This window comes from Micromonospora lupini (genome assembly GCF_026342015.1).
GTDB lineage: Bacteria > Actinomycetota > Actinomycetes > Mycobacteriales > Micromonosporaceae > Micromonospora > Micromonospora lupini_B.
Map to the genome: position 1 here is coordinate 388,185 of NZ_JAPENL010000003.1, position 23,253 is coordinate 411,437.

The following is a 23,253-nucleotide window of genomic DNA, read 5'->3' on the forward strand; positions in this document are numbered from 1 at the left end:
GCTGCCCCTCACGCATCGCGCAGCCGGTAGCCGACCCCGCGGACGGTCTCCACCAGGCGCGCGTCGCCCAGCTTGCCGCGCAACGACCCGACGTGCACCTCGACGGTGTGCCGGTCGGCCCAGGTGGTGCCCCACGCGTCGAGCAGGATGCGGTCGCGGGGCACCGCCACCCCCGGCTGGCGGGCCAGCGACAGCAGCACGTCGAACTCCTTGCGGGTGAGCGTGACCGCGCGCCCCGCCACCGTCACCGTGCGGGCGGCCACGTCGATGCGTACCGCCCCCGCCTCGATCAGGTGCCGCTCGGGCGCCGCGTTCGCGGCCCGACGCAGCACCGCCTCGATCCGGGCCTGCAACTCCACCATCGAGAACGGTTTGACCACGTAGTCGTCCGCGCCGAGGCGCAGCCCGAGCACCCGGTCGCGTTCCTCACCCCGCGCGGTCACCGCGATGATGCCGAGCTGGCTGCTGCGTCGGCGCAGCTCCCGACACACGTCGGTGCCGTCTCCGTCGGGCAGGGTCAGATCGAGCAGCACCAGGTCGCAGGGGGCGGCGGAGAGCGCCGCGGCGACTGTGGCCGCGTGCTCGACCTGGTAGCCGCGGCGGGTCAGGGCGGAGGAGAGCGCGGCAGCCACCCGGCGGTCGTCCTCCACCAGCAGGATCCGCACCGTGCCCCCCATCCGTCGCAGCCGTCCTGCGAATGGTGGCAGAAGGGTGCCGCGAGCGGGAGGGCCGCCTCCGGTCGGATCGGCTACCGGGCCCGTTTCCTCAGGGGGCCCTACAGGCCGAAGACGTCGTCGGCGACCGCGTCGCGGACGCCGTCGGCGAAGCCCCGGAAGCCGGGGTCGTCGTGCCGGGCCGGCACGCTTGTGACGTTGACCCCGCTGGCCTGGGTGACGGCGTCGACCAGGGGCGGGAAGTCGATCTCGGCGTCGTCGAAGGCGTCGTCGTCCGCCTCGGCCAGGTTGATCACATGCTGTACGTCGTCGGACGGGGTGTCCGGGTCCTCGGCCCACTCGCCGCCGGCCCGGTAGCACTCGTCGTACAACCCGCGCTGGCTGTCGGTCCAGTCGTCGTCGTAGCTCGCCATCGTCCATCCCTCCACGGCCGCTCCACCTGAGCATGCCGGGCCGCGACCGGCGTCGGCGGCGGTACGGCCGAAACGCGTACCGGCCGACGTTCGCACAGCGCGACGTCGGCGACGTAGTCTGCGGAGATGATCTACAAGCTGTTGCCGACAGCCGATTGGGACGCCGCCCAGGCCGTCGGCGCCGTCGCCGGCTCGGCCGTGGACCGGCAGGACGGTTTCCTCCACCTCTCCGCCGCCGACCAGGTGGTGGAGACGGCCCGCCGGCACTTCGACGGCGCCACCGGCCTCACTCTGCTCGGCGTGGACGTCGACCGGCTGGGCGACGCCCTGCGCTGGGAACCGTCGCGGGGTGGGCAGCTCTTCCCGCACCTGTACGGACCGCTGCCGCTGACCGCCGTGGTGACGGCACGGGCGTTGCCGGCCGACACACCTGTCGCCGACGCGGTCGCCGCCCTGCTCGACTGACGCGACAGCGCCAGCCCTGCTCCGCTCACGCGACCGCGCCCGGTCCGACGGGTGTCGGGCCGGGCGCGGAACGTCGTGCGTGGGTCAGCGGCAGAGGCGGGCGATCTCCTCCTGGAACCGGTCCATGGGGTTGGCCTCGGCCGGCCCCAGCAGGTAGGTCTTCAGGTCGCGGCGCGCCTCGGTCATCGGGTCGTCGCCGGCCCGGGTGACCGCCACGATCTTCTCCAGCTCGCCGCAGTCGGCGGAGAGCAGGTACGCGGCCCGCGCGGTCGGGTACTCCCGGCGGAACTCGTCCTCCGGCAGACCGGCCGGGTTGGCCACCACGTACGGCCGCTGGCTCTGGACGAAGTCGGAGACCACACTGGACACGTCGCTGATCAGCAGGTCGGTCTGGTTGAAGCAGTCGAACAGCCCAGGCGTACGGCCGGTCACCACGAGGTGCGCGGTGCCGTCCAGGGAGGACGCGTTCGGGTTGCCGTCGGCGGCCCGGATCGCCTCCACCAGCCGGTCGTGCACGGCCTTGGCCGCCTTGGACCGCGACCCGGTGAGCGGGTGCGGCTTGTAGACCAGACGCACCCGGGGGTTGGTGGCCAGCAGGCCCTTGACGATCCGCTCACCCATCGACACCAGCGAGGTGTGGTACGGGTCGTCGTCGAGCCAACCCTCCCAGGTGGGCGCGTAGAGCACTGTGAACTGCCGGTCCACCGACTCGGCCCCGAAGGTGTGCACCCCGGCCAGCTGCGGCCGGCCGATCTCCACGATGTCCGCGTCGAGCACGCCCACACCGGCGCGGGCGTACCGCTCCCGGCCGGCCAGGCCCGCGACCCAGACCTCGTCGTACACCTTGCTGTAGGGGTTGACGCTTGCCTGCTTGTCGCTGTCGCCGTGCCCGACGAAGACGTGCTTCATGCCGGGCTCGCGCAGCATGTGGATGTTCGCGCCGACGTTCGCGGCGTAGAGGGCCGTGCGGACGCTGCCGAGTTCGAGGTTCATGAAGTCCACCCCGGCCGGTACGCAGATCACCGGCAGCCGGGTGTCGGCCAGCTCGGTGAACGCCTCCCGGCTGCGCATCAGCACCACCGCGCGCTGGTCCAGCGCCTCGGTCGGCGCGAGCCACATGTTGGCCTGGTAGACGTCCTTGGCCGGTCCGGCGAAGTAGAGCGCCACCTCGGGCCGGTGCGTGTCGAGCCACCGCTGGACGGCCGGCAGCAACGGGCCCTGCCCGGAACCCCGGCCGCGCAGCCAGGTCACCGCGATGATCGCGCCCACCACGGCGGTCGCCGTCGCCGTCACCGCGGCGGCGACGAGGAACGGCGTCGTGTCGTGCTGCACCGCGGCGGCCACCGCGGCCGGCACCAGCAGCACGTTGAGCAGGGGCATCCGCTCGCCCGCGACCGCCGCCGCCCAGGCCGGGGGACGCGGGGCCGACCGCAGCGGACCCAGCTCGATGTTGCGCACCAGGGCGGACAGCGGGTTACGACGGTCGATCATGGTGGAGAGCGCGCCGGCGAAGACCGAGACGACCCACACCGCCGCCGGCAGGATCAACAGCAGGCTCAGCTCGGTGCCGTTCAGCGCGACCTCCGCGGCGACCAGCAGCACGGCCGCCAGGTCCCGGGTCAACTGCCGGTACGACCAGTGCAGGCCGACCTTCTCCAGCAGCAGCTGCGACGGCGGCGACCAGCGGGCGACGGCGAACTCGCCGAGCACCGCCGCCAGCCCGGCGACGGCGAACAGGCCGACCCAACCGAAGGCGCCGGCGACGAGCATGACCAGGTAGGACAGCACCAGCAGCGCGCTGCGGGCGGCCACTCCTATGCGTCCTGTCAACGTGCCGAACAACGAGTTCGCTCCCTACGATTTCCAAGACGGGCGGACGCCCGCGGTGGGTCGACGCCACTCCACGTCGCGCATGGTCAACCGCGACCCCCGGACTGCATCAGGTCACGGTGGCGGTGACCCGGATTCCCGTGTGGCGACTGGCAGCGCGTGACTGCGACCTTAACGCGAAGGGACACGGCGGTGTCGCTCGGGTATCCGGCACCAATCTGGGTCAAAGCCCCGGACGTCGATGCGTTCAGCCGACCCGCCGGAAACACGTCATCGCACCGGGCGCCCGACGCTTGGCGAACTCCTGGTAGCCGAGCTGCGGCGCCATGTCACGGGCGTACTGGTTGCCGTTGTAGACACAGATGGTGCCCACGTCCAACCGGGCCAGAGCCGGCGCCAGCTCGGTCGGCGACGCGGTGCTGACACCATCGGCGAAACCGGCGAGCAGCAGGCGGTCCTTGGCGAACTGCGAGTTGAGGTCGTACTCGACGAGGTAGAAGTCACGCGGCAGGACGACCCGGACCTGACTGGTGACGACCAGGGAGGTCCGCATGATCGTCTTCGGTGCCAGCAGCAGGCCGGGCGCGCGGTCCAGTCCCTTGATCCAGAACGCGATCGACTGACGCTGCTGCGGCAACTTCCAGGTGGGCCGATCGTGCACGTCGACCCAACTCTTCGCCGACCACATCGGGGTGGCGAAGAGGGCGAACGAGGCGACCAACAGCACCGCGATCCCACCGGCCGCCGCGCGGCGCAGCACCGGCGTGGGCGCCGGCACCCGGACCGTGCAGAGCAGCCCGATCAACGTCGGCAGGGCGAGCAGCCACGGCACCCGCCACAGCACCACGGAGATGCCGCTCAGCGCGCTCAACGTCTCCAGCACGCCGGGGACGAACAGCACGCTCAGAGCGAGGGTCGCGCCCGCGGTGAGCAGCGCGGGAGTGCGTCGACGAGCCAGCAGCGGGCCACACCAGAGCGCCAGGCCGGAGATCACCCCGACCACACCGATCAGCAGGGTGCGCTTGTACGTGTACGCCGCGTCGAAGAAGGCGTCGTCCGCGCCGTCCGCGGCGAGCCCGCCGAGGACCAGACGGGACACCACGAGCGAGCCGATCGGGTACGCGAGCGCCGCCACCCCCGCCACCACTGCGGCCTTCCACCGCCCGACCAGCAGCATGGCGAACCCGGCGGCCCCGACCAGCATCGGCAGGATGATCGCAGCGGTGGTGGTGAGGCCGATCGCGGTGATCGAGAGCGCCACGATGAGCGCCAGGCTCCGCCGCGACCTGGTGTCGAACCACTCGGTCAGGTACAGCCACATCAGCGGAATGACGGCCGAGACGAACATGCCCTTGCCCTCGTAGAGCCGGGGCAGGTGGAACGTGCCCAGCGCGGCGTCCCCACCGACGACAAGGTAGAGGTACGCGATGGCCACGCTGAAGGCGAGCACCGGGCGACGCGGGGCCCACCTGTGGGTCAGCCGCCACAGCGCCAGCACCGCCAGCACCGCCATGATCGGCAGTGCCACGTACCACGTGGCCGAGGCGGCGGTAATGCCCAGCACGTGGGCCAACGCGCCGTCGAACACCTCGATCGACGGGATCGGCGGTTGCGAGCCCATCGCCGGCAGCACATTCTCGGAGAACAGGAAGTCGTTGAGCGGGATGAGGTCACGCTCGGCGATCCACACCGACTTTCCGACGTAGTACACGTCGTCGGGGGTGTTCCGGGCCAGGAAGAACGAGGAGATCCCGACCAGCACCGCGACGGCGAGCGCGTACGCGGACTGCGGCGCGGTGGGCATCGGCGCGATCGACGTGGTCGTCGGCCCGGCGAGCCAGACCCGCCGCAGCAGCAGGATTCCCCCGATCGCCGCGAGCAGGCCGGCCGCCGCCGGAATCCACCAGGAGATGCCGACACCCGATCCGACCAGGCCCGCGGTGATCGCGGCCACTGCGGCGGCGGCCAGCACGCCCCACAGCAGACGCCTGTCGACGGCTGGCCGCGTCTCGGTCGAGTCGCCAGGCGTGGAGGTCTCGCTCGGTGTGGAGGTCTCGCGCTCGCCGAGAAGGCCACCGCCGGAGCGGCGACGGGCGCGCAGCAGGGCCGCGACGGCGAGCAGCACGCAGGCGAGCAGCCAGATCCGGAACGTCACCGACGGGCGCAGGTCCGCCAGGAACGCCGCGTGGTAGAGGACTGTGAAGAGTGCGAACGCGACCACCGCACCGTCGGTGAGCAGCGCCGGGGCCGCGGCCACCAGTGCGCGTACCCGGGCCGCCGGGCTCCGGTCGGGGCCGGTGGTCGGTCGAGGTGCCTGTTCGGCGCGCGGCACCGGGTCCGAATCGCTTGGCGCGACGGCGATGCTGTCGACGTTGGCCACGGGCGTCCTTCTCGTCAGACGGGATATGAGGGCGAAAGGCGGATGTCAACTTGGTGACGGCCAGGCGTCAAGGGGGCAGCCTAGCGGAGGCGGCAGCCGGATCCGGTCCCCGCTGCGGGTGGTGTCGCGGGCCCGGTCAGCCGGAGATCGGCGCTGCCCTCGGCAGCGGTACGTCGCTTGTCGCGCCGAGTCCGGCGGCCACCGAGTCGACAAGGCCCTCCAGGTAGCTGTCGCTGAGCGGCAGCCGGGCGATGGCGAGCCGCCAGTAGAGCGGGCCGACGATGAGGTCGACTGCGGTGTCCGGGTCGGTGTCGGCGGGCAGCTCGCCGCGCTGCACGGCGCGGCTGACCAGGCGGCCGCCGATCTCCTGCTGGCGGGCGTGCAGCACCTGACGCAGGGTCTCGTCGATGGCCGGGGTGCGGGCTGCCTCGGCCAGCAGGTCCGGGATGATCTGCGACGCCAGGGGATGGCGTAGCGCGTGTGCCACCGCCTGGAACAGCAGCGCGAGGTCGCCGCGCAGGGTGCCGGTGTCCAGCACCGGCAGCTTGCCGTGCGCCGCGGCGGCGACGATCTCCACCACCAGGTCGAGCTTCGAGTTCCACCGGCGGTAGATCGCCGTCTTGCTGACGCCGGCCCGGCGGGCCACCGCCTCGATGGAGAGCCGCCCGTAGCCGACCGCGGCGAGCTCCTGCATGAGCGCGCGCCGGATGGCCGTGGTGATCTCGTCGCGCAGCACCGCCGCGCCGGCCGGCACGCGCCTCTTCTCGGTCGTCACCAAGGACTCTTCTCGCAGGTCACGCCCACTACAGTAGCGCAACGACGGTACGGTTGCGTCCCCACGTGTTTCGGACTACTGTCCACGCAGCGGCGAGGCGGCGCCCCGCGCACACTTCCCACTAGGATCCCATCGTCGCGAGCAACCCGTCTGCACGAAAGATCGGAGCGCCATTTCCATGGCCACCACCGCGCTGGTCGACCCCGACACGGGCCTGACCCAGGCGCAGCTGGCCGCTCGGCACGGGCTCCGGGTCGCCGGTGAGCGACCCACCCTCGCCGAGTACAGCCGCCGACTCTGGGCCTACCGGCACTTCATCGCCGCGTACGCCAATGCCAAGCTGGTCGCCTCGTACAGCAACGCCAAGCTGGGTCAGCTCTGGCAGGTGCTCACACCCCTGACCAACGCGGCGGTCTACTACCTGATCTTCGGGGTGGTGCTGGCACAGAACAGCATCCCGAACTTCATCGCGTACCTGACCACCGGGTTGTTCATCTTCAACTTCACCCAGAGCGCGATCCTGGCCGGCACCCAGTCGATCAGCAGCAACCTCGGGTTGATCCGGGCGCTGCACTTCCCCCGGGCCAGCCTGCCGCTGTCCACCACTATCACCCAGTTCCAGCAACTGCTGGCCTCGATGGTGGTGCTGATCGGCATCGTGCTTGTCACCGGCGAGCCGATCACCCTCGACTGGCTGATGCTGGTGCCGGCCCTGCTGTTGCAGGCGGTCTTCAACGCCGGCGTGGTGCTGCTGGTCGCCCGGCTGGGCTCCAAGGCCAGCGACCTGAAGCAGGTCATGCCGTTCGTCATGCGCACCTGGATGTACGGCTCCGGCGTCCTCTACAGCGTCAGCCTCTTCGAGCGGCTGCCCGGCTGGGCGACGACGCTCGTCCAGTTCAATCCCCTGCTGGTCTACATCGAGCTGGCCCGGTACGCGCTGCTGGAGCAGGCGCCACTGCTCAACGAGTCGCTGACCCAGCTCTGGCTGGTCGCCGCCGGATGGGCGCTGGTGGCCGGCATCGGTGGCTACATCTACTTCTGGCGCGGCGAACAGGAGTACGGCCGTGGTTGATTCCCTGCCGGCCGCCGACGAGGCGACCGTGTCCCTGCCCGTGTTGACGCCGGAGCGGATCCCCACAGTGGTGGTGGACGACGCGCACATCATCTACCGGGTCCACCAGGGCGCCACCGGTGGCACCACTCCGGTGGCCGCGCTGCGCCGGCTGGTCAAGCGCACCAACGCGCCGAACGTCCGCGAGGTGCACGCGGTCAAGGGCGTCTCGTTCACCGCGTACCGGGGCGAGGCGATCGGGCTGATCGGCAGCAACGGGTCGGGCAAGTCCACGATCCTGCGGGCCATCGCGGGCCTGCTGCCGGTCAACCGGGGCGCGATCCACACGCAGGGGCAGCCGTCGCTGCTCGGCGTGAACGCCGCGCTGCTCAACGACCTCTCCGGTGAGCGCAACGTCGTCCTCGGCTGCCTGGCGATGGGCATGCACCCCGACGAGGTGGCCAAGCAGGCCGCGGGCATCATCGACTTCTCCGGCATCAACGAGCGGGGTGACTTCGCCAGCCTGCCGATGCGCACGTACTCCTCCGGGATGGCGGCCCGCCTGCGGTTCTCCATCGCCGCCGCCAAGAGGCACGACGTGCTGCTCATCGACGAGGCGCTCGCCACCGGCGACAAGGGCTTCCGCAAGCGCAGCGAGCAGCGCGTGCGCGAGCTGCGTGAGGGCGCCGGCACGGTGTTCCTGGTCAGCCACCAGCTCTCGTCGGTGCGCGACACCTGCGAACGGACGATCTGGCTGGAATCGGGCGTCCTGCGGATGGACGGCCCCACCGACGAGGTCATCCGGGCATACGAGGCGTACGCGAACAGCAAGTAGAGTGCCGGCGAACCACAGGCATCGACACGGCACCAGGACCGCGTCGCCCGCGTTGGGGCGGCGCGGTCCGCGCGTTAAGGTTCATTCCGTCGCCGCTCGGGCGGAACCTTCCGTTAACGCATCTGCAGAGAGTGAGGATCCGGCAATGACGCAGGACCAGACCACTGGCCCGGACGCCGCGACGGAGACCCCCGTACCGTGGCGGCCCTCGCGGACAGTGGCCGTGGTGCTGGCCGGAGGCACCGGGACCCGGCTGGGTCTCGGCATCCCCAAGCAGCTGCTGAAGATCGCCGGCAAGCCGATCATCGAGCACACCCTGGCCGTCTTCGAGGCCGCCCCGGAGATCGACGAGATCATCGTGCTGATGGCCACCGGCCACGTCGAGGACGCCCGGCAGATCGTCGAGAAGGCCGGCCTCCGCAAGGTCACGAAGGTGATCGAGGGTGGCGACACCCGCAACGCGACCACCCGGATCGCGCTTGACGCCGTCGGCCCGGCCGACTGCAACATCCTCTTCCACGACGCGGTGCGCCCGCTGCTCAGCGGCCGGATCGTCCGCGAGTGCGTGAACGCGCTGTGGACCTACAACGCCGTCGACGTCGCCATCCCCTCCGCCGACACGATCATCCAGGTGGACGAGGACGACTGCATCACCGACATCCCGGTGCGCTCCCGGTTGCGCCGGGGACAGACCCCGCAGGCGTTCCGCTCCCCCACCATCCGTGAGGCGTACCGGATCGCCGAGGGTGACCCCAACTTCGCCGCCACCGACGACTGCGGCGTGGTGCTGCGCTACCTGCCGGGCACCCCGATCAAGGTGATCGACGGCTCGGACGAGAACATCAAGGTCACCCACCCAGTCGACGTGCACCTGGCGGACAAGCTCTTCCAGCTCGCCGCGGCCCAGGCGCCCCGGCTGACCGACCACCGCAGCTACTCGGAGGAGCTGACCGGCCGCACCATCGTGGTGTTCGGCGGCAGCTACGGCATCGGCCACGAGCTGACCGAGCTGGCCCAGCGCTACGGCGCGCAGGTCTTCCCGTTCAGCCGCTCCACCACCGGCACCCACGTGGAGCGCGCCGAGGACGTCGAGGCCGCGCTGACGACCGCCTTCGAGGCCACCGGCCGGATCGACCACGTGGTGGTCACCGCCGGGATCCTGGAGAGGGGCGCCCTCGCCGAGATGGACGAGGAGACGATGGACCGAGTGCTCCAGGTCAACTTCGTCGGCCCGGTGACCATCGCGCGGCAGGCCCTTCCGTACCTGCAACAGACCAAGGGTCAGTTGCTGCTCTACACCTCCAGCTCGTACACCCGGGGTCGGGCCCGCTACGCGCTCTACTCGGCCACCAAGGCCGCCCTGGTCAACCTGACCCAGGCCCTCGCCGACGAGTGGGCAGACGTCGGCGTCCGCGTCAACTGCATCAACCCGGAGCGGACCGCCACCCCGATGCGGACCAAGGCGTTCGGCGAGGAGCCGGAGCACACCCTGCTCGCGGCGGAGGCCGTCGCCCAGTCCTCGCTTGACGTGCTGATCTCCGACCTGACCGGTCAGGTCATCGACGTACGCCGGGCGCCCGGTGACGGTCCGTCGGTGCCGGCCCAGCCGGCGCGGGCCGGGGCCGCGGCGGCCGTGTCCTCCGCGAGCTGACGCGGGCGACGGAACTCCGACGGCGGCGAACGGAACGACATGCGTGGTGACCTGGTCCGCAAGCTGGCCGCCCGGTGCCTGAGCGTCGGTCTGGCCGTGCTGGCGTTCGTCGTGGTGGCGCTGACCGGCGCCACCGGCTGGGGGCTGGCGCTCGCCGTCGCCGCGCTTGTCGCGGCGTACGCCGAGCAGCGGATCCGGCCCGGCGCTGACCTCGTCGCCGAGACGGCGCTGATCGCCGCCGCGGTCCTGGTCGGCTACTCCCGGCGGCTCGACGACGGATTCGACCCGGCGCTGGCCGCCACCGCGCTGGTCCTGCTGGGGCTTGTGCTCCTGGTGGGGCCGCTGCGGACCGCCGGCAACCTGGAGGTCCGGGCGGCCAACCTGCCGGTACGCGGTTGGACCCCGCTGATCGCCGACCAACTCGGCGTCGCCCTGCTCGGGCTGCTCGCCGCCGTGGCCCTCGCCGCCGCGCTGGCCCTGCCGCCCGCCGTGGCGCTGGCCGCCGGCCTGCTCGTCGGCGTCGGTGCCGGGGCTGTCGCGCTGGATCTGGCCCGGCGGCGGTTCCGGCCCACCGTCGGCGGTGGGGCGGTGGCCCGCGCGCTGCGCCGGCACCAGCCGGAGTTCCTGCTCTACTTCTCCGCGCCACCCGGCTCGGAATACCAGGTCACCATGTGGCTGCCGTACCTGGAGCGGATCGGCAGTCCGTTCCTGGTCCTGGTACGCGAGCCGGAGTTCCTGGCGCCCATCGCGGCGGCGACAGACGCTCCGGTGGTCTACTGCCCCACCCTGCGGGCGATCGACGAGGCGCTGGTGCCGAGCCTGCGGGTGGCGTTCTACGTCAACCACGGGGCGAAGAACAGCCACTGCGTCCGGTTCACCCAGCTCACCCACATCCAGCTGCACCACGGCGACAGCGACAAGGCGCCGAGCGCCAACCCGGTGTCGGGGATCTTCGACCGGATCTTCGTGGCCGGTCCGGCGGCGATCGACAGGTACGCCCGCGCCGGAGTGCGGATCCCGGCGGACAAGTTCGTCGTGGTGGGCCGCCCGCAGGTCGAGTCGATCGACGTACGCCGGGAGCCGGCGCGCGGCCTCACCAGCCCGACGGTGCTCTACACCCCGACCTGGACGGGGCACCACGCCGACGCCGACTACTGCTCGCTGCCGGTGGCCGAGGAGCTGCTACGACGGCTGTTGGAACGCGGTGCGACGGTGATCCTGCGGGCTCACCCGTACACGGCGCAGAACCCGGCGTCGGCACGCCAGCTGGGCCGCCTGACCGAGCTGCTCGTCGCCGACCGGGCCCGCAGCGGCCGCCAGCACGTTCTCGGCGCGGCCGCCCGGGAGCTGAGCTTGACCGACTGCGTCAACCGCTCGGACGCGCTCGTCTCCGACGTGTCCGGCGTGATCTCGGACTACCTCTACTCCGGCAAGCCGTACGCCGTGACCGACATGGGCGACGAGGGCGACCGGTTCGCCGAGCGTTTCCCGCTGGCCGCATCGGGCTACGTGCTGCGGCGCGACATGTCGAACGTTGACGCCGTGCTCACCGCGCTGCTGGCCACTGACCCGCTGGCCGAGGAGCGCTGGGCCACCCGCCGCCGCTACCTGGGTGACTTCCCCGCCGAGTCGTACGCCGAGGCGTTCCTGTCGGCCGCGCGCCGGGAGTTGGCGGCGCAGGATCCTACGGACGCGCGTACGCCGCACCTCTCCCCCTCTGCCTAAGAGGTCTCCACGGGGTACCTGTCGAACGGGTCTGCGCCCGTCCGCACGTACAGGGCCTGGACCGTTCCCAGACCCCGTCCATCTCGGCCGCCCACGGCTGGACGCCCGACGGACCACACGTCCGTCCGCCCCAGCAGCGGGAGGCAGCGGGCCAGTGCCCGGTCGAGGTTCGGGGCCTCCAACCTGGCGAGCACCCGCACCACGACGTCGTCCTCGGCGGCCACCAGGGGCAGTCGCTCAACCGAGGCGGTCCCGGCGAGGTCTCCTCCGCGCAGGTCCAGAGCGTCGTCGGCGCTGTCGGCCACCGTGAGTACGGACACGCACAACGGAGTCATGCCGTCCCTGGTCCGCTCCCGGCCGGCCGCGAAGAGCGTCGGGTGGCCACGCGCCGACTCGTCCACCTCCACATCGCCGTGCCCCCACCCGAAGCGGCTCAGCAGGGGCGCGGCCAGTTGGCGCACCGCCTTCTCCCCGGCGGCGGACAGCGGGGGCGGTTGGAGCGTCAGGTCGACGTTCACCCCGCGGCGGCCGCCATCGGGATCGGCGCGGGCCGCCGTCAGGCCCACCGCGCCGAGCGCGGCCACGAGTGGTTGGCAGCGACGCACCGCGTCGTCGAGTCGGGTGTCGACGACGTTCAGGCTCACGCAGACGAGCAGTGTCGAATCGCGATCAATCATCGATGCGGGAGCGTACGTGGCGCAGCGCGGTCGCACGACGACATTTCCGGCCCCCGTGGGCGCTCGCGGCGGCTCAGCGGTAGGCGTCCAGCAACGCCAGCACGGCGGCCGGGTCCTCCAGGTGCGCGTTGTGGCCGAGGCCCGGCAGCGTGGCGACAGGCACGCCGTACTCCTTGAGCTGCGCGTCGGTGACCATCGGGTCGTGCTCGCCGCGCGCCAGCACCACAGGCACGTCGGTCGCCGCCAGCAACGCGGCCAGATCGGGCTCGCCGACGGCGAACGCGGTCGTGTCCATCGCGAGCCGCCACCGGCCGTCGACCTGGCGCAGACCGGCGTCCACCATCGGGGCGTCCGGGGAGACCAGGCCGGTGAGGCCGGCGACCCGCAGGTAGCGGCGGGCGGCCTCGGTGCGGCTGGCGTACCAGCCGACCGGACGGGCAGCGAGTTCCGCGGCGCGGGTCAGCTCGGCGGGTGACCAGACCGCCTTGATGCCCAACCCGACCACCGCGTCCACCGGCAGCCCGGCGTCGCGGGCCGCCAGCGTCAGGCCGACCACCCCACCCAGCGAGTGGCCGAGCACGACGACGCGGTCGTCACTGGCCAGGCCCTGCCCGACCCGCTGCGCGAAAGCCTCGAAGGAGTACGACGACAGCGGGGCCGACCAGCCGTGGCCGGCGAGGTCCGGCGCCAACCACCGCCCTGGCCAGTGCTGCTCAAGCAGTGACGCCCAGGGCAGCCACACGTCGCCCGTCGCTCCCATGCCGTGCAGCAGCAGCAGGACCGGCCCACGGCCGGCGTGACCACCCGAATCGTCCACCACGGCCGCAGTCTCCCACGGTTGGCGGCCCGGTACGAGAGCCGTGATCGGCAGCGACGCGACAACGCCGCGGGCGCCGGCCCCTCGTGGGGGACGGCGCCCGCGGCGTCAGCGCCTGGGTCAGGCGGAGTAGCCCCGGCTGGCGATCCAGTTGGCCAGGTCGATCGTGGTGATCCAGTAGGACGGGTCGGCCGGGTTCGCCGAGTCGGCGATCCGCACGGTGCGGCCGTTGTCCTTGTAGCCCACGACGGCGATGTAGTGCCCGCCGCCGTAGGAGTGCCAGCCGCCGTCGGTGTCGGTGGCGTCGCCGACGACGTTGGCGACCACGCCTCGGCCGTCGGTGATGGCCTTGACGACGTCGGCCTGGAGGCGGTCCATCTGCGCGCGGCTTGGCGCGCCCTCGAACATCCGGGTCCGGTACGGGGAGCCCTTCACCTCGGCGTTGAGCACCCGGGTGGTGTCCTCGGCCGAGTTGGTGCCCATCTCGGTGGTGCCCAGCTCGGCGCCGAGCTCCTCCTGCGTGCGGTCGATGCCGCTGGCGCTGAGGGCGTTGCGGGTCGCCGCCGGGCCGCAGTTGTAGTACGTGTTCTGCGCCTCGTAGTCGTAGTCGAGCACCTTGGTCGCGGGCGGCTTCGGCGGCGTCGGCTTACGGGTGAGGTCGGGGTTGCTCGTGGCCTTCGCAGCGGGAGAGGCGGCGCTCGTGGCCGGGGCGGCGGTGCTCGGCGCGGCCGAGGGGGGCGCGACGCGTGCCTGGCCGCGGGACGCGATGGTGTCGCTGCGCATCTCGGCGACTGTGGTCGAGGTGTGCCCGCTGGCCGGGGCCCCATCGGTGCCGGCGAGCAGGACGCCGGTGGTGGTGGCGATCGCGAGGGCCGCGGCGGAGGCGGCGACGATCTGGTACGGGCGCTCGGTCGCGAGGCGACGAAGCTGACGCTGCAGGGTGTGCTTCACGGGGTCCTCCACGGTTCGGGGGGAGAGCGGCACACCGGGCGCGGTCGGTGTCCGGGCAGGCGCCAGCGCGCGGACCGTGGTCCGCGGGTGGTGAACCGCTCAGGGGATCGCCCGGCGCGGCCGGGCGGGAGAGGCGGCGACCCGGGGGGTCAGCTCACCGTCACGAGGCGGATGAGCGGGGGTGCCGCGACGCCGTGGAGGCGTGGGACCAACCGAGGGGTGGAGAGGTGCTGCACGAGGATGGAACTCCTTCCGTCACCGCCTACCGGGTTAGCTGACGGATTCGGGCGGGAAGATCGCCCTACCGCGGGCCGTGGCTCGCGGATTCACCCCGGACTTACTGTGGGTCCCCGGTTCGTTGATCACGATTGAGCGGGTCGGCGCGGCGTCGCATCCTGCGATCGGTTACCGCACCGGACGGGACGACAGTACTGGCCGACGCTCACCCTGCCAAGCGGTGCCCACCTGCGTAAACATCGTCTGGTGCGACAATTTCTGCGCGTATTGCCGCTGACGTGACTCGATGGGACAACCGGTTACCGAGGCGTCCGTGGGTGACAACCGGACAGGTCGCCGGAAACGCCTCGACAATTGCGGGAACAATGGCCACCGATCGGGCCGGTCGCCCGATTTTCGCTGGCGGTGACCGGCCTCACATAACAGATCGGGCTCAACCCGCCCGGACGGGACGCCAGCGCGCCACAACGGCCGGACGCGACGCCCCGGTCGTCGCGCGACGGGACGGCACCGGGGTCGGCAACAGCCGGGCCGTCGCCGCGTACGCCTCCTCGGCGAGGGTGCGCGCCGACTCGGCGGCCAGCTCCGCGTCCCGCCAGGCGGACCGCTCCCGCTCGGCTGCTGCCCGGTGGTCGGCCAGCCGCGCGTCACGGATCACCCGGGTGAGAAGCACCTCCTGCTCGACCGGGTGCCGGCGGGGATCCCAGCCGCGCCGGTGCCCGAACACGTCCGCGAGCTGAGCCATGGTCAACTCTCCACGCCAGTGCGCGGCCATCGCGGCACGGTGCAGGTAGCGCTCCCGGGCGGCGTACTCGGCGGGGGTGTGCGGGGTACGCGGGGGCGGCAGCGCACCGGCGGTGGCGAGGCGGCGGGCGGTGGTGTCCGCGTCGTCGTACCGGGACCAGGCCCGCTGCGCCTCTTCCTGAGTGATCAGCCAGTCAGCGCGTCGTCGTCGGGCGGTCTGCGCGGCGCGGGACGCGGCCACGGCCACCTCCTCGGCGTACCGGCGCAGGTCGGCGACCTCGGCGGCGGCCACCTCGCGGGCGGTGGGCGCCGGCGGCGGCGGCTCGGCTGCCGGCGAGTCCCGCTCGGGACGGGCCACCAGCACGGCGAGGACGGTAAGCGCCAGCAGGAACAGGGCCGACCAGATGGCGGCAGCCTGGGGCACCTCGGTCAGGAACTGATAGAACACGACGGTTTTCATGGTCGGCACCTCGGAGGCACGTTGCGATGGGGAAGCCGAACGAGGGTCGTGGCCCACGGATCGGCTGGTGCGGAGTTGGTGTGTCGACAGGTGCGGTAGCGGGACGCTCAGCCCGGCGTCTCGGTGCCCCGGTCTGACAGCTCGGCGCTTCCGTGTCGAGCATTGACCCGGAGGCGTCAGTGGCCGGCGTGGGTCAGCGGCCCGGGTGGGGTCAGCGGCCCGGGTGGCTCAGCCGCCCGGTGTGCTGCGCTGCTCCGGTGGGGCCCGGGGCGCTCGGCTGGCCGAGGTGTCGACGCGGGGTGACCAGTCGGATGTGGCACGCACGGACGCCACGCCTGTTGGCGCGGAGGGCAGGTCGCCCGGACGTCCGTGCAGCGCAGGCGGCAGGTCGGCCGACCACGCCGAGCCTGCTTCGCGCACGGTGGCGCTGTCGCGGACGGCCAGGCTGTCGACCGTGGCGCTGTCGCAGGCGGCGCGGGTGGCGCTGTCACGGGTGGCCGTGCCGTCGATGGTGGGCCTCGCCGGCCGGGTGTCGGTCACGGCGGGCTGGTCGGACGCGACGGGCGGCTCGACTGTGAGCGTCGACGCCGCGGCGGCCGGCGCGGGCGACCCGGGAGGGGACGTGGCGGCGCCGATGGCCAGGGCGGCGATGACAGCGAAGCTGGTCAGCACCCGTGTCGCCCAGCGCGCCACCCACCACAGGGGACAGGTGAGCGCGACCGGAAGCACGTTCCCACGCTACCGCCGACCGCGACCCCGCGCATCGACGCCGGGCGTGTCGGCCCGCGCCGCGCCGACCGCTTCTGACCAGGGTGGACCTGTCAGCGCAGGTCGACGTACGACGATCGCTCGTCGGTCTGGCCGGTGCCGCCGCCTGCGGTGTCGGCCGGGGCCCTGCCAGCTTCGGCGCCGTGGGCAGCGGCGCCCTGGGCAGCGGCGCCGGGGGCAGCGGCGCCGGGGGCAGCAGCGCCGCCGGCCACGGCGTCGGTGGTGTCGGTGTCGCCGGCTCGCTGCTGGGGGACGACAGGTGGTCGCCTCGGGCGGCGCGGCGCGAGCCGGCGCATCATCGGGGTCTCGACGAAGCGGTGCAGCAACCCGGCGAGGACCAGGTTCACCAGCAGGAACCCGAGCACCACCGCCGGGCCGCGCCAGCCCCGGAAGCCGGTCCCCCAGTCACCGGTGAGTCGCAGCACGCTCGTCATGACCAGCACGTGCACCAGGTAGAAGGCGAAGGAGACCTCGCCGAGCCAGACCAGCGGGCGGGAGCGCCACGGCGAGCGCCGGCCGCGCACGTCCGCGTCGGCGGCAGCGGTGATCACCAGCAGGTACGCGGCGGCGAGCAGTGTGGTCCACCACTGGGCGGGGACCCACTGCGCGGCGACCACCCAGGTGACCACGAAGATCGCGGTGGCCGCCGTGAGCCGTGGCCCGCGCCAGAGGCCGCGCAGCATCAGTTCCGCAGCCACCGCGCCCAGCCAGAACTCCAGCGACCGCACCGGCGGGAAGATCTGGGTGAACCACCAGCGGCTGACCTCGGGCACCAGGTGCTGCGCCGGCCAGAGCGCGAGGATCAGCAGCGGCAGCGCGATGATCAGCGTCCAGAGCACCGACGGCCGGGCACGGCGCAGCAGGGGAAGCGCCAGCGGCAGGCACAGGTAGAAGAAGAACTCGCAGGACAGCGACCAGCTCACCGTGTTGACGCTGTAGAACCAGCCCAGCCGAGGGTCCCAGGCCTGCAGCAGCAGCAGGTTCTCCACGGCGACGGCCGGCAGGACGGGGTCGGCGAACCACCAGGCGGCCAGCAGCGCGGCGGCCCACAGCACCAGATGGTTCGGGTAGATCTTCGCGACCCGCCGCCGCCAGAAGGTCAGCCGCGAGTCGCCCGGGCGGGCCGACCAGACAAGCACGAAGCCGCTGAGGATGAAGAAGAACTGCACCCCGGACAGGCCGAGGGTGAACAGCGCGTCGATCACCGCCTTGTAGTCCGGTTCGGCGATGATCCGCATCGTCCCGGCGTGGAATCCGAAGACCAGCAGCGCGGCGATCCACCGCAGCCCGGTCAGTGAGGGCAGCCGGGCGGGGGCGGGCGGCGCGGCCGGCGCGTCGGCGGTGCTCGTCATGCCGGGGTCCCGACGCTTCGCAGGGTCACCAGCACGTACGTCTCCTCCTCGGCGCGCGGCGTCGGACGGCGCGACGACGACGCCCGCGACGGCCCGGCAGGACCGCACCGAGGCACCCTACCGGGTCACTCCCGGGTGAACCGGGCGGCCGTTGTTAACCTTCCGCTTCGCGGGAGTTCAGTGATTTCACAGTCCTCGGCCACGTGTGGTTCCGGGGCTGGCCATTCGCGTCGTCGAAGGTGGCGACGTGGTCAATGAGCCGACGAACGCGCCGCTGCTGAGCATCGTCGTGCCCGTCTACGGCGTCGAGGCGTACCTGTACCAGTGCCTCGAGTCGATCCGGGCGGACATCCCAGCGGGCGAGTCGGACGCGGTCGAGCTGATCGCCGTCGACGACGCCTCGCCCGACGGCTGCGCAACGATGCTGCGCTCGTACGCCGCCGGCCGCGACGGCGTCCGCGTCGTACACCTGAGCAGCAACGTGGGTCTGGGCCTGGCCCGCAACGCGGGCCTCGACGTGGCCACCGGCCGGTACGTCTGGTTCGTCGACAGCGACGACTGGTTGCCGCCGGGCACCATCGCGGCGGTGCTGGACCGGCTGCGCGAGCACCAACCCGACGTGCTGATGCTGGACCACCTGCGGGTGCACGAGGACGGGCGGCGCGAGGTCGACGCGAGCAGCCACCTGCTGCGTGGGGTGCCGGGCGTGGTCCGGATGGCCGACCAGCCGCAGTTGCTGCGGGTGCAGCACACCGCGTGGAACAAGGTCGTCCGCCGGGCCTTCCTCGACGAGTTGGAGCTGCGCTTCCACCCCGGCTGGTACGAGGACATCCCGTTCAGCCATCCCCTGCTGATCGGCGCGGAGAAGATCTCCGTGCTGGACCGGGTCTGCTACCTCTACCGGCAGGGCCGCCAGGGCGCGATCACCTCCACCCGCAGCGGCCGGCACTTCGACGCGTTCAGCCAGTACGAACGGTTGATGGACTGGGTCCGCCGCCGGCACCCGGACGACGGGGGCCTGCACGCCGAGCTGTTCCAGTTGATGATCAGCCACTACCTGGTGGTGGTCGGCAACGACGACCGGCTGCACCCGCACCTGCGGCGGGCCTTCTTCCACCGGGTCGCCGAGCACTACCGCCGTTACCTGCCCGCCGACGGCTATCCGATGCCCGCGGGCGTGACCGGGCTCAAGCACCGCCTGGTGGGGCGCGGTGACTGGCTGGCGTACTCGGCGTTGCGGCAGGCCCACCGGGTCGCGGGGCGGTTCCGCCGACCCGACCCGGCCGGCGGCGCCGACCGGAGCGCGGGGTCGCCGTCGGCCGACGACGATCCTTCCCGACCGGCGACGCCCACCAGCGGGTCGGACGCCGGGCACGCCGACGGAGCGGTCACGACGGAGCGGTCGGGCGCGCTGGCCGGCGGTCGCGTGCCGTGACCCGTCGCACCGCACAGCACGCCGGGAGCCGCCGTGGCTCCCGGCGTCGGAGTTTTCCAGGTCGTCCGCCCGTCGGGTGGACGACGACAGCACCACCGCACCCCGGTGCGGGCGTACCTGAGCAGAGGTCGGAATGACGGCGACAATCAAGATCGGACCGCACGCGGTCGGTGCCGGGGAGCGACCCTTCGTGGTCGCCGAGATGTCCGGTAACCACAACGGCGACCTGGACCGGGCGCTTGCCATCGTCGACGCGGTGGCCGAGAGCGGGGCGCACGCGCTCAAACTCCAGACGTACCGGCCGGACACGATCACGATCGACGTCGACACCCCGGCCTTCCGCATCTCCAGCGGTCACGAGCTGTGGGGCGGGGAGAACCTGTACCGCCTCTACGAGCGGGCGCACACCCCGTACGAGTGGCACGCACCGATCTTCGCGCGGGCCCGTGAGCGCGGACTGACTGTCTTCTCGTCACCGTTCGACGCGACAGCTGTGGAGCTGCTGGAGTCGCTGGACGCGCCGGCGTACAAGATCGCTTCGTCGGAGCTGGTGGACCTTCCGTTGATCCGGTTGGTGGCCAGCACCGGCAAGCCGATGGTGATCTCGACCGGGATGGCGACGGTGGCCGAGATCGACGCCGCCGTGCGGACCGCCCGCGACGGTGGCGCGGCGGGCATCGTGTTGCTGGCCTGCACCGCGTCCTACCCGGCGCCGCCCGCCGACAGCAACCTGCGCCGCCTGCCCGTGCTTGCCGGCGCGTTCGACGTCGCGGTCGGGCTCTCCGACCACACGCCCGGCATCGGCGTGGCGGTGGCCTCGGTGGCGCTGGGCGCGTGCTTCATCGAGAAGCACGTGACCCTGGACCGGGCCGACGGCGGCGTGGACTCGGACTTCTCGCTGAACCCGGCGGAGCTGACGGCGCTTGTCGCCGAGTCGGGTCGGGCGTACGCGGCGCTGGGCGGCACCGCGATCGGCCCGACACCTGCCGAGCGCGAGGGGCTGCGGTTCCGCCGTTCGCTGTTCGTGGTCGAGGACGTGCGGGCCGGCGACCCGGTGACCGCGCGCAACGTCCGGTCGATCCGGCCGGCCGGCGGGCTGGCCCCGGTGGAGATCGACCGGGTGCTGGGCCGCACCTTCACCACCGACGTCCCGCGCGGCACCCCGCTGAGCTGGGACCTGATCTGAGCGCCGGTCGGGCTGCGCCGCCACACGGACGCAGCCCGACCGCCGGCGCGGCTACCCCGCCACCTCGTAGGCGCGTCGCGCCGCCGGCACGAAGTGGGGCGCGGCGGCGAAGCCGACGGTGACCACCAGCTCGGCCATCCGTAGCGTTCGCCAGACGGCCGTTCCGTCGGTGGGCGTCCCCAGGCCGTAGCGACGCCACCAGGCCGCGACCGGCACGTCGGCCAACTTGCACCAGCACTCGGCCCGGGTCCATCGTGCCCAGAAGTCCGCCGTGCCGAAGCGGCGGGCCAGGGCCGGGGGCACCGGGGCGTCGGCGCGTTCCGCATCGATCGCCACCCGCCATCCGGGCGTCGGCGGTCCGTACCACCCGACACAGCGGCCGTCGGCGAGGTGGCTGCGGGTCACCGCATCGGCCAGGTCGGCGGGGAGGCCGACGCGCAGGTGCCGCTCGGCGGCGACGAGCAGCCCCGGCACCGGGCGAGGCCGGCCCGGCCGGTACGGGTCAGATGGAGGCGGCACCGTCCACCACGATGACCTGGCCGTTGATGTTGGTCTGGTCGCGCAGCAGCATCCGCACCACAGGCACGACCTCCACCGGCTCGGTCAGATGGCCGGTGGGGGTGCGCCGCACGATCTGGTCGAGCTGGGTCGGGCCGAGCACGGCGGACATCTCCGAGGCGAAGAAGCCTGGCGCGACCGCGTTGACAAGCATCCGCCCGCCGAGTTCCCGGGCGAGCGAGCGGGTCGCGGCGTCCATTCCGCCCTTGGTGGCCGAGTACGCGACCAGGCCCGGGAAGCCACGTTGCGCACAGATCGAGGTGATGTTGACGATCCGCCCGCGCAGCCCCTTGCCGAGCATCCGGCGGATCACCAGCCGGGTCAGTTGCAGTGGCGCGGTCAGGTTGGTCTCGATGATCCGGGCGATGTCGTCGGTGGCGGTGTGCACGTGCAGGGAGTCCTGCCCGACGGCGGCGTTGTTGACGAGGCCGTCGATGGGGCCGAGACGCTGCTCCACCTCCCGGACGAAGCCCTGGGCGGCACGCAGGTCGGTGACGTCGACAGCGCCGACGTGCACCCGGTCGGGGTGCTCGGCGGCGAGCTTCTCCAACTCCGGGGTGACGGTACGGGCGAACGCGGCCACCCGTACGCCCGCGTCGAGCAGGTCGGTGACGATGGCCAGGCCCAGCCCTCGGGAACCGCCGGAGACGAGGACCACGGAGCTGGGGGGTACGAGCTGGGTGTCGGCGGGGTCAGACATCGCTCTTCAGGGTCTCCTTGACGGGGATCTCGGTCAGCACGCGGATCCGGCGGGGCACCGCGTGCTCGGGCAGCCGGTCGGCACACCACCGGACCAGCGCCGCCTCGTCCGGCACGTGGGCGGCCGGACGGTCGGTCGGGTCGGCGGGACCGGCGGTAGGCGTGAGGACCACGTCGGCGACCACCATCCGGCCGAGCACCGGGGCCCGTCGGCCGGTGACCCGGGCCCAGGCAACGCCGGGGTGCCCGGTCAGCACGCCGCGGACCACACCGGCGGAGACCTTGCTCCCGCCGACGTTGATCTCGTCGGAGTCGAGCCGGCCGGTGATCAGCACCCGACCGTCGACGACCTGCACCCGGTCCCCGGTGCGGACCGGGCCGGCCAGCCCGGCCCCGTGGTACGGGGAGGTGACGACCAACTCGTCGTCGTGGACGGAGAGGGTGGGCCGGCCCGGGGTGTCCCGGTCCAGCCACTCGACCGGGAACCCGGCCCGTCCGTCGTGCACCACGATTGACGCTCCCACCTCCGAGGACGCGTAGATCCAGGAGATCCGCGCGGCGGGAAAGACCTCCCGCAGCTGGTCCAGGATCGCCTGGTCCACAGGCTCCCCGCCCAGGGTGAGCTGGCGCAGCGGCACCCGGGCCAGCGCCTCGGCGTCCCGGTAGAGGGTGCGCCGCCAGAAGGTGGGCGTGCCGGACGCGGCGTCGACCCCGTGCGCGGCGGCGACAACGGGCCAGTCGTCAAGCTCGTCCGGCTCGACGACCACGAGGTGCTGACCGGGCTGGGTCAGCGACAGGGTCACGACCTGCCACCAGGCGTACGTGCCGGGGGCGTAGGGGCACAGCCACGTCCGGTCGGGCTGGTCGGCCCGCACCGTGGTCAGCGTGTCGAGGGTGTGGCCGACCCGCTTGGGACGCCCCGTGGAGCCGGAGGTGAGCAGCCACAGCCGGCCCCGCTCGGCGGCACGCGGTCGGGCCGGCGCGCTGGGGCGTACGCCGTCGTCGTCGAGGACTGTGACGGTGAACCCGGCGTCCAGCAGCTCGGCGCGCATCGTCGCGTCGACGCGGCTCGCGGTGCTGAGCAGCAGCTCGGTGCCGTGCACGGCGTGCTGCCGCGCGGCGGCGAGCGCGTGCCCGGCGGAGTGCGCCAGCACGGCGGCGGGGTCGGGCAGCGTCGGCGTCGGCAACGTCCGCCAGGTCAGCGGGGCGCCGCCCACGACCAGCCGGTTGTCCACACCGGCCGGCTCCGGGCCGGCGGCGGCAGGGCGGGGTGTCGCGACGGTCACTGCCGCTGCAACTCGACGAGGAAGTCGAGGACGTCGGAGACGGTGGCGATGCGGCGCAGGCCGGGGGCGTCGAAGTTGAGCTCCTCCCCCGTCTCGTCCTCCACCCGCAGGGCCAGCTCGGAGAAGTCCAGAGAGCGGAAGCCGATGTCGCGCAGCTGCGCCGCGTCGTCGGCGGGCAGCTCCTTGTCCTGGTTCTTCAACACCTGAGCCATGAGGTCGCGGATCTGCGCGCGACTCAATTCGTTCATGCGCGGAAGTGTACAACCCAGCAATTGGATAACTGC

At 72.4% G+C, this 23,253-nt stretch carries 22 protein-coding genes and 1 riboswitch; of the genes, 7 read left to right on the plus strand and 15 right to left on the minus strand.

What is annotated here, in order from left to right:
- Window positions 1–8: 8 nt before the first annotated feature.
- Together OOJ91_RS29860 and OOJ91_RS29865 are read right to left on the minus strand one after the other, a co-directional pair.
- The gene (locus tag OOJ91_RS29860; RefSeq protein ID WP_007457842.1) at window positions 9–677 is read right to left on the minus strand and encodes a response regulator transcription factor; all 669 of its coding nucleotides are present in this window, start codon (window positions 675–677) and stop codon (window positions 9–11) included.
- 98 nt (window positions 678–775) lie between these two features.
- The gene (locus tag OOJ91_RS29865; RefSeq protein WP_007457840.1) at window positions 776–1,087 is read right to left on the minus strand and encodes a hypothetical protein; all 312 of its coding nucleotides are present in this window, start codon (window positions 1,085–1,087) and stop codon (window positions 776–778) included.
- A gap of 126 nt (window positions 1,088–1,213) precedes the next feature.
- Here OOJ91_RS29865 and OOJ91_RS29870 point away from each other — a divergent pair, with 126 nt between their 5' ends.
- Window positions 1,214–1,552 carry a DUF952 domain-containing protein gene (locus OOJ91_RS29870; RefSeq protein ID WP_266250179.1) on the plus strand — a complete coding sequence of 113 codons (339 nt, stop codon included), beginning with the start codon at window positions 1,214–1,216 and terminating at the stop codon, window positions 1,550–1,552.
- Between the two features lie 84 nt (window positions 1,553–1,636).
- Here the strand turns inward: OOJ91_RS29870 and OOJ91_RS29875 are convergent, their stop codons facing one another.
- The 3 genes from OOJ91_RS29875 to OOJ91_RS29885 form a co-directional block, all read right to left on the minus strand.
- Window positions 1,637–3,394 (minus strand): CDP-glycerol glycerophosphotransferase family protein, encoded by a 1,758-nt coding sequence (locus OOJ91_RS29875; RefSeq protein ID WP_266250181.1) that lies wholly within the window; start codon window positions 3,392–3,394, stop codon window positions 1,637–1,639.
- A 235-nt stretch (window positions 3,395–3,629) separates the two neighbouring features.
- The gene (locus OOJ91_RS29880) at window positions 3,630–5,762 is read right to left on the minus strand and encodes a DUF6077 domain-containing protein (RefSeq protein ID WP_266250183.1); all 2,133 of its coding nucleotides are present in this window, start codon (window positions 5,760–5,762) and stop codon (window positions 3,630–3,632) included.
- Between the two features lie 136 nt (window positions 5,763–5,898).
- Window positions 5,899–6,498, minus strand: coding sequence for a TetR/AcrR family transcriptional regulator (locus OOJ91_RS29885; RefSeq protein WP_266251484.1), 600 nt, complete (start codon window positions 6,496–6,498; stop codon window positions 5,899–5,901).
- A 217-nt stretch (window positions 6,499–6,715) separates the two neighbouring features.
- On the opposite strand from OOJ91_RS29885, the gene OOJ91_RS29890 reads away from it, so the two are divergent.
- The 4 genes from OOJ91_RS29890 (at window position 6,716) to OOJ91_RS29905 (ending at window position 11,799) form a co-directional block, all read left to right on the plus strand.
- Entirely contained in the window at window positions 6,716–7,609 is an 894-nt protein-coding gene (locus OOJ91_RS29890; protein WP_266250184.1) for an ABC transporter permease, read from the plus strand.
- A 4-nt stretch (window positions 7,610–7,613) separates the two neighbouring features.
- Window positions 7,614–8,423 carry an ABC transporter ATP-binding protein gene (locus OOJ91_RS29895; RefSeq protein WP_266251486.1) on the plus strand — a complete coding sequence of 270 codons (810 nt, stop codon included), beginning with the start codon at window positions 7,614–7,616 and terminating at the stop codon, window positions 8,421–8,423.
- 145 nt (window positions 8,424–8,568) lie between these two features.
- Entirely contained in the window at window positions 8,569–10,074 is a 1,506-nt protein-coding gene (locus OOJ91_RS29900; protein WP_266250186.1) for a bifunctional cytidylyltransferase/SDR family oxidoreductase, read from the plus strand.
- Window positions 10,075–10,113: 39 nt separating this feature from the next.
- Window positions 10,114–11,799: a CDP-glycerol glycerophosphotransferase family protein gene (locus tag OOJ91_RS29905; RefSeq protein ID WP_266250188.1), complete on the plus strand. Its 1,686-nt coding sequence runs from the start codon at window positions 10,114–10,116 to the stop codon at window positions 11,797–11,799.
- On the opposite strand, the gene OOJ91_RS29910 is transcribed toward OOJ91_RS29905, so the two are convergent.
- The 6 genes from OOJ91_RS29910 to OOJ91_RS29935 all read right to left on the minus strand — a co-directional run bounded on the left by OOJ91_RS29910 (window position 11,796) and on the right by OOJ91_RS29935 (window position 17,805).
- Complete coding sequence (locus OOJ91_RS29910; protein WP_266250189.1) at window positions 11,796–12,476, minus strand: hypothetical protein; 681 nt, start codon at window positions 12,474–12,476, stop codon at window positions 11,796–11,798. The genes OOJ91_RS29905 and OOJ91_RS29910 overlap by 4 nt on opposite strands.
- Before the next feature lie 73 nt (window positions 12,477–12,549).
- Complete coding sequence (locus tag OOJ91_RS29915) at window positions 12,550–13,296, minus strand: alpha/beta fold hydrolase (RefSeq protein ID WP_266250190.1); 747 nt, start codon at window positions 13,294–13,296, stop codon at window positions 12,550–12,552.
- Window positions 13,297–13,413: 117 nt separating this feature from the next.
- Window positions 13,414–14,256 carry a C39 family peptidase gene (locus OOJ91_RS29920; protein ID WP_266250192.1) on the minus strand — a complete coding sequence of 281 codons (843 nt, stop codon included), beginning with the start codon at window positions 14,254–14,256 and terminating at the stop codon, window positions 13,414–13,416.
- Window positions 14,257–14,488: 232 nt separating this feature from the next.
- A riboswitch (cyclic di-AMP (ydaO/yuaA leader) is annotated at window positions 14,489–14,629 on the minus strand.
- A 285-nt stretch (window positions 14,630–14,914) separates the two neighbouring features.
- The gene (locus OOJ91_RS29925; RefSeq protein ID WP_266250194.1) at window positions 14,915–15,685 is read right to left on the minus strand and encodes a hypothetical protein; all 771 of its coding nucleotides are present in this window, start codon (window positions 15,683–15,685) and stop codon (window positions 14,915–14,917) included.
- A 228-nt stretch (window positions 15,686–15,913) separates the two neighbouring features.
- Window positions 15,914–16,414 carry a hypothetical protein gene (locus tag OOJ91_RS29930; protein WP_266250196.1) on the minus strand — a complete coding sequence of 167 codons (501 nt, stop codon included), beginning with the start codon at window positions 16,412–16,414 and terminating at the stop codon, window positions 15,914–15,916.
- Window positions 16,415–16,506: 92 nt separating this feature from the next.
- Complete coding sequence (locus OOJ91_RS29935; protein ID WP_266250197.1) at window positions 16,507–17,805, minus strand: acyltransferase family protein; 1,299 nt, start codon at window positions 17,803–17,805, stop codon at window positions 16,507–16,509.
- A gap of 247 nt (window positions 17,806–18,052) precedes the next feature.
- On the opposite strand from OOJ91_RS29935, the gene OOJ91_RS29940 reads away from it, so the two are divergent.
- Together OOJ91_RS29940 and pseI are read left to right on the plus strand one after the other, a co-directional pair.
- The gene (locus OOJ91_RS29940; RefSeq protein ID WP_266250199.1) at window positions 18,053–19,240 is read left to right on the plus strand and encodes a glycosyltransferase family 2 protein; all 1,188 of its coding nucleotides are present in this window, start codon (window positions 18,053–18,055) and stop codon (window positions 19,238–19,240) included.
- A gap of 133 nt (window positions 19,241–19,373) precedes the next feature.
- On the plus strand, window positions 19,374–20,426 hold the full coding sequence (gene pseI / locus OOJ91_RS29945; RefSeq protein WP_266250201.1) for a pseudaminic acid synthase: 1,053 nt from the start codon (window positions 19,374–19,376) through the stop codon (window positions 20,424–20,426).
- A gap of 51 nt (window positions 20,427–20,477) precedes the next feature.
- Here the strand turns inward: pseI and OOJ91_RS29950 are convergent, their stop codons facing one another.
- From OOJ91_RS29950 to OOJ91_RS29965, 4 genes are read right to left on the minus strand one after another with little or no spacing between them, the layout of a single operon-like run.
- Window positions 20,478–20,945 carry a hypothetical protein gene (locus OOJ91_RS29950; RefSeq protein ID WP_266250203.1) on the minus strand — a complete coding sequence of 156 codons (468 nt, stop codon included), beginning with the start codon at window positions 20,943–20,945 and terminating at the stop codon, window positions 20,478–20,480.
- Window positions 20,929–21,684, minus strand: coding sequence for an SDR family NAD(P)-dependent oxidoreductase (locus OOJ91_RS29955; RefSeq protein ID WP_266250205.1), 756 nt, complete (start codon window positions 21,682–21,684; stop codon window positions 20,929–20,931). The genes OOJ91_RS29950 and OOJ91_RS29955 overlap by 17 nt, the downstream gene beginning before the upstream one ends.
- Complete coding sequence (locus tag OOJ91_RS29960; protein ID WP_266250207.1) at window positions 21,677–22,969, minus strand: AMP-binding protein; 1,293 nt, start codon at window positions 22,967–22,969, stop codon at window positions 21,677–21,679. Before OOJ91_RS29960 ends, OOJ91_RS29955 begins: the two co-directional genes overlap by 8 nt.
- Window positions 22,966–23,217 carry an acyl carrier protein gene (locus tag OOJ91_RS29965; RefSeq protein ID WP_266250209.1) on the minus strand — a complete coding sequence of 84 codons (252 nt, stop codon included), beginning with the start codon at window positions 23,215–23,217 and terminating at the stop codon, window positions 22,966–22,968. Before OOJ91_RS29965 ends, OOJ91_RS29960 begins: the two co-directional genes overlap by 4 nt.
- Between the last annotated feature and the right edge of the window lie 36 nt (window positions 23,218–23,253).

Bases quoted from the DNA above. Each gene is read 5' to 3' on its own strand.
- OOJ91_RS29870 (WP_266250179.1), top strand. From the start codon at position 1,214: ATGATCTACAAGCTGTTGCCGACAGCCGATTGGGACGCCGCCCAGGCC.
- pseI (WP_266250201.1), top strand. From the start codon at position 19,374: ATGACGGCGACAATCAAGATCGGACCGCACGCGGTCGGTGCCGGGGAG.
- OOJ91_RS29865 (WP_007457840.1), bottom strand. From the start codon at position 1,087: ATGGCGAGCTACGACGACGACTGGACCGACAGCCAGCGCGGGTTGTAC.
- OOJ91_RS29965 (WP_266250209.1), bottom strand. From the start codon at position 23,217: ATGAACGAATTGAGTCGCGCGCAGATCCGCGACCTCATGGCTCAGGTG.
- OOJ91_RS29935 (WP_266250197.1), bottom strand. From the start codon at position 17,805: ATGACGAGCACCGCCGACGCGCCGGCCGCGCCGCCCGCCCCCGCCCGG.
- OOJ91_RS29910 (WP_266250189.1), bottom strand. From the start codon at position 12,476: ATGATTGATCGCGATTCGACACTGCTCGTCTGCGTGAGCCTGAACGTC.
- OOJ91_RS29905 (WP_266250188.1), top strand. From the start codon at position 10,114: ATGCGTGGTGACCTGGTCCGCAAGCTGGCCGCCCGGTGCCTGAGCGTC.
- OOJ91_RS29890 (WP_266250184.1), top strand. From the start codon at position 6,716: ATGGCCACCACCGCGCTGGTCGACCCCGACACGGGCCTGACCCAGGCG.
- OOJ91_RS29925 (WP_266250194.1), bottom strand. From the start codon at position 15,685: ATGAAAACCGTCGTGTTCTATCAGTTCCTGACCGAGGTGCCCCAGGCT.
- OOJ91_RS29900 (WP_266250186.1), top strand. From the start codon at position 8,569: ATGACGCAGGACCAGACCACTGGCCCGGACGCCGCGACGGAGACCCCC.
- OOJ91_RS29860 (WP_007457842.1), bottom strand. From the start codon at position 677: ATGGGGGGCACGGTGCGGATCCTGCTGGTGGAGGACGACCGCCGGGTG.
- OOJ91_RS29955 (WP_266250205.1), bottom strand. From the start codon at position 21,684: ATGTCTGACCCCGCCGACACCCAGCTCGTACCCCCCAGCTCCGTGGTC.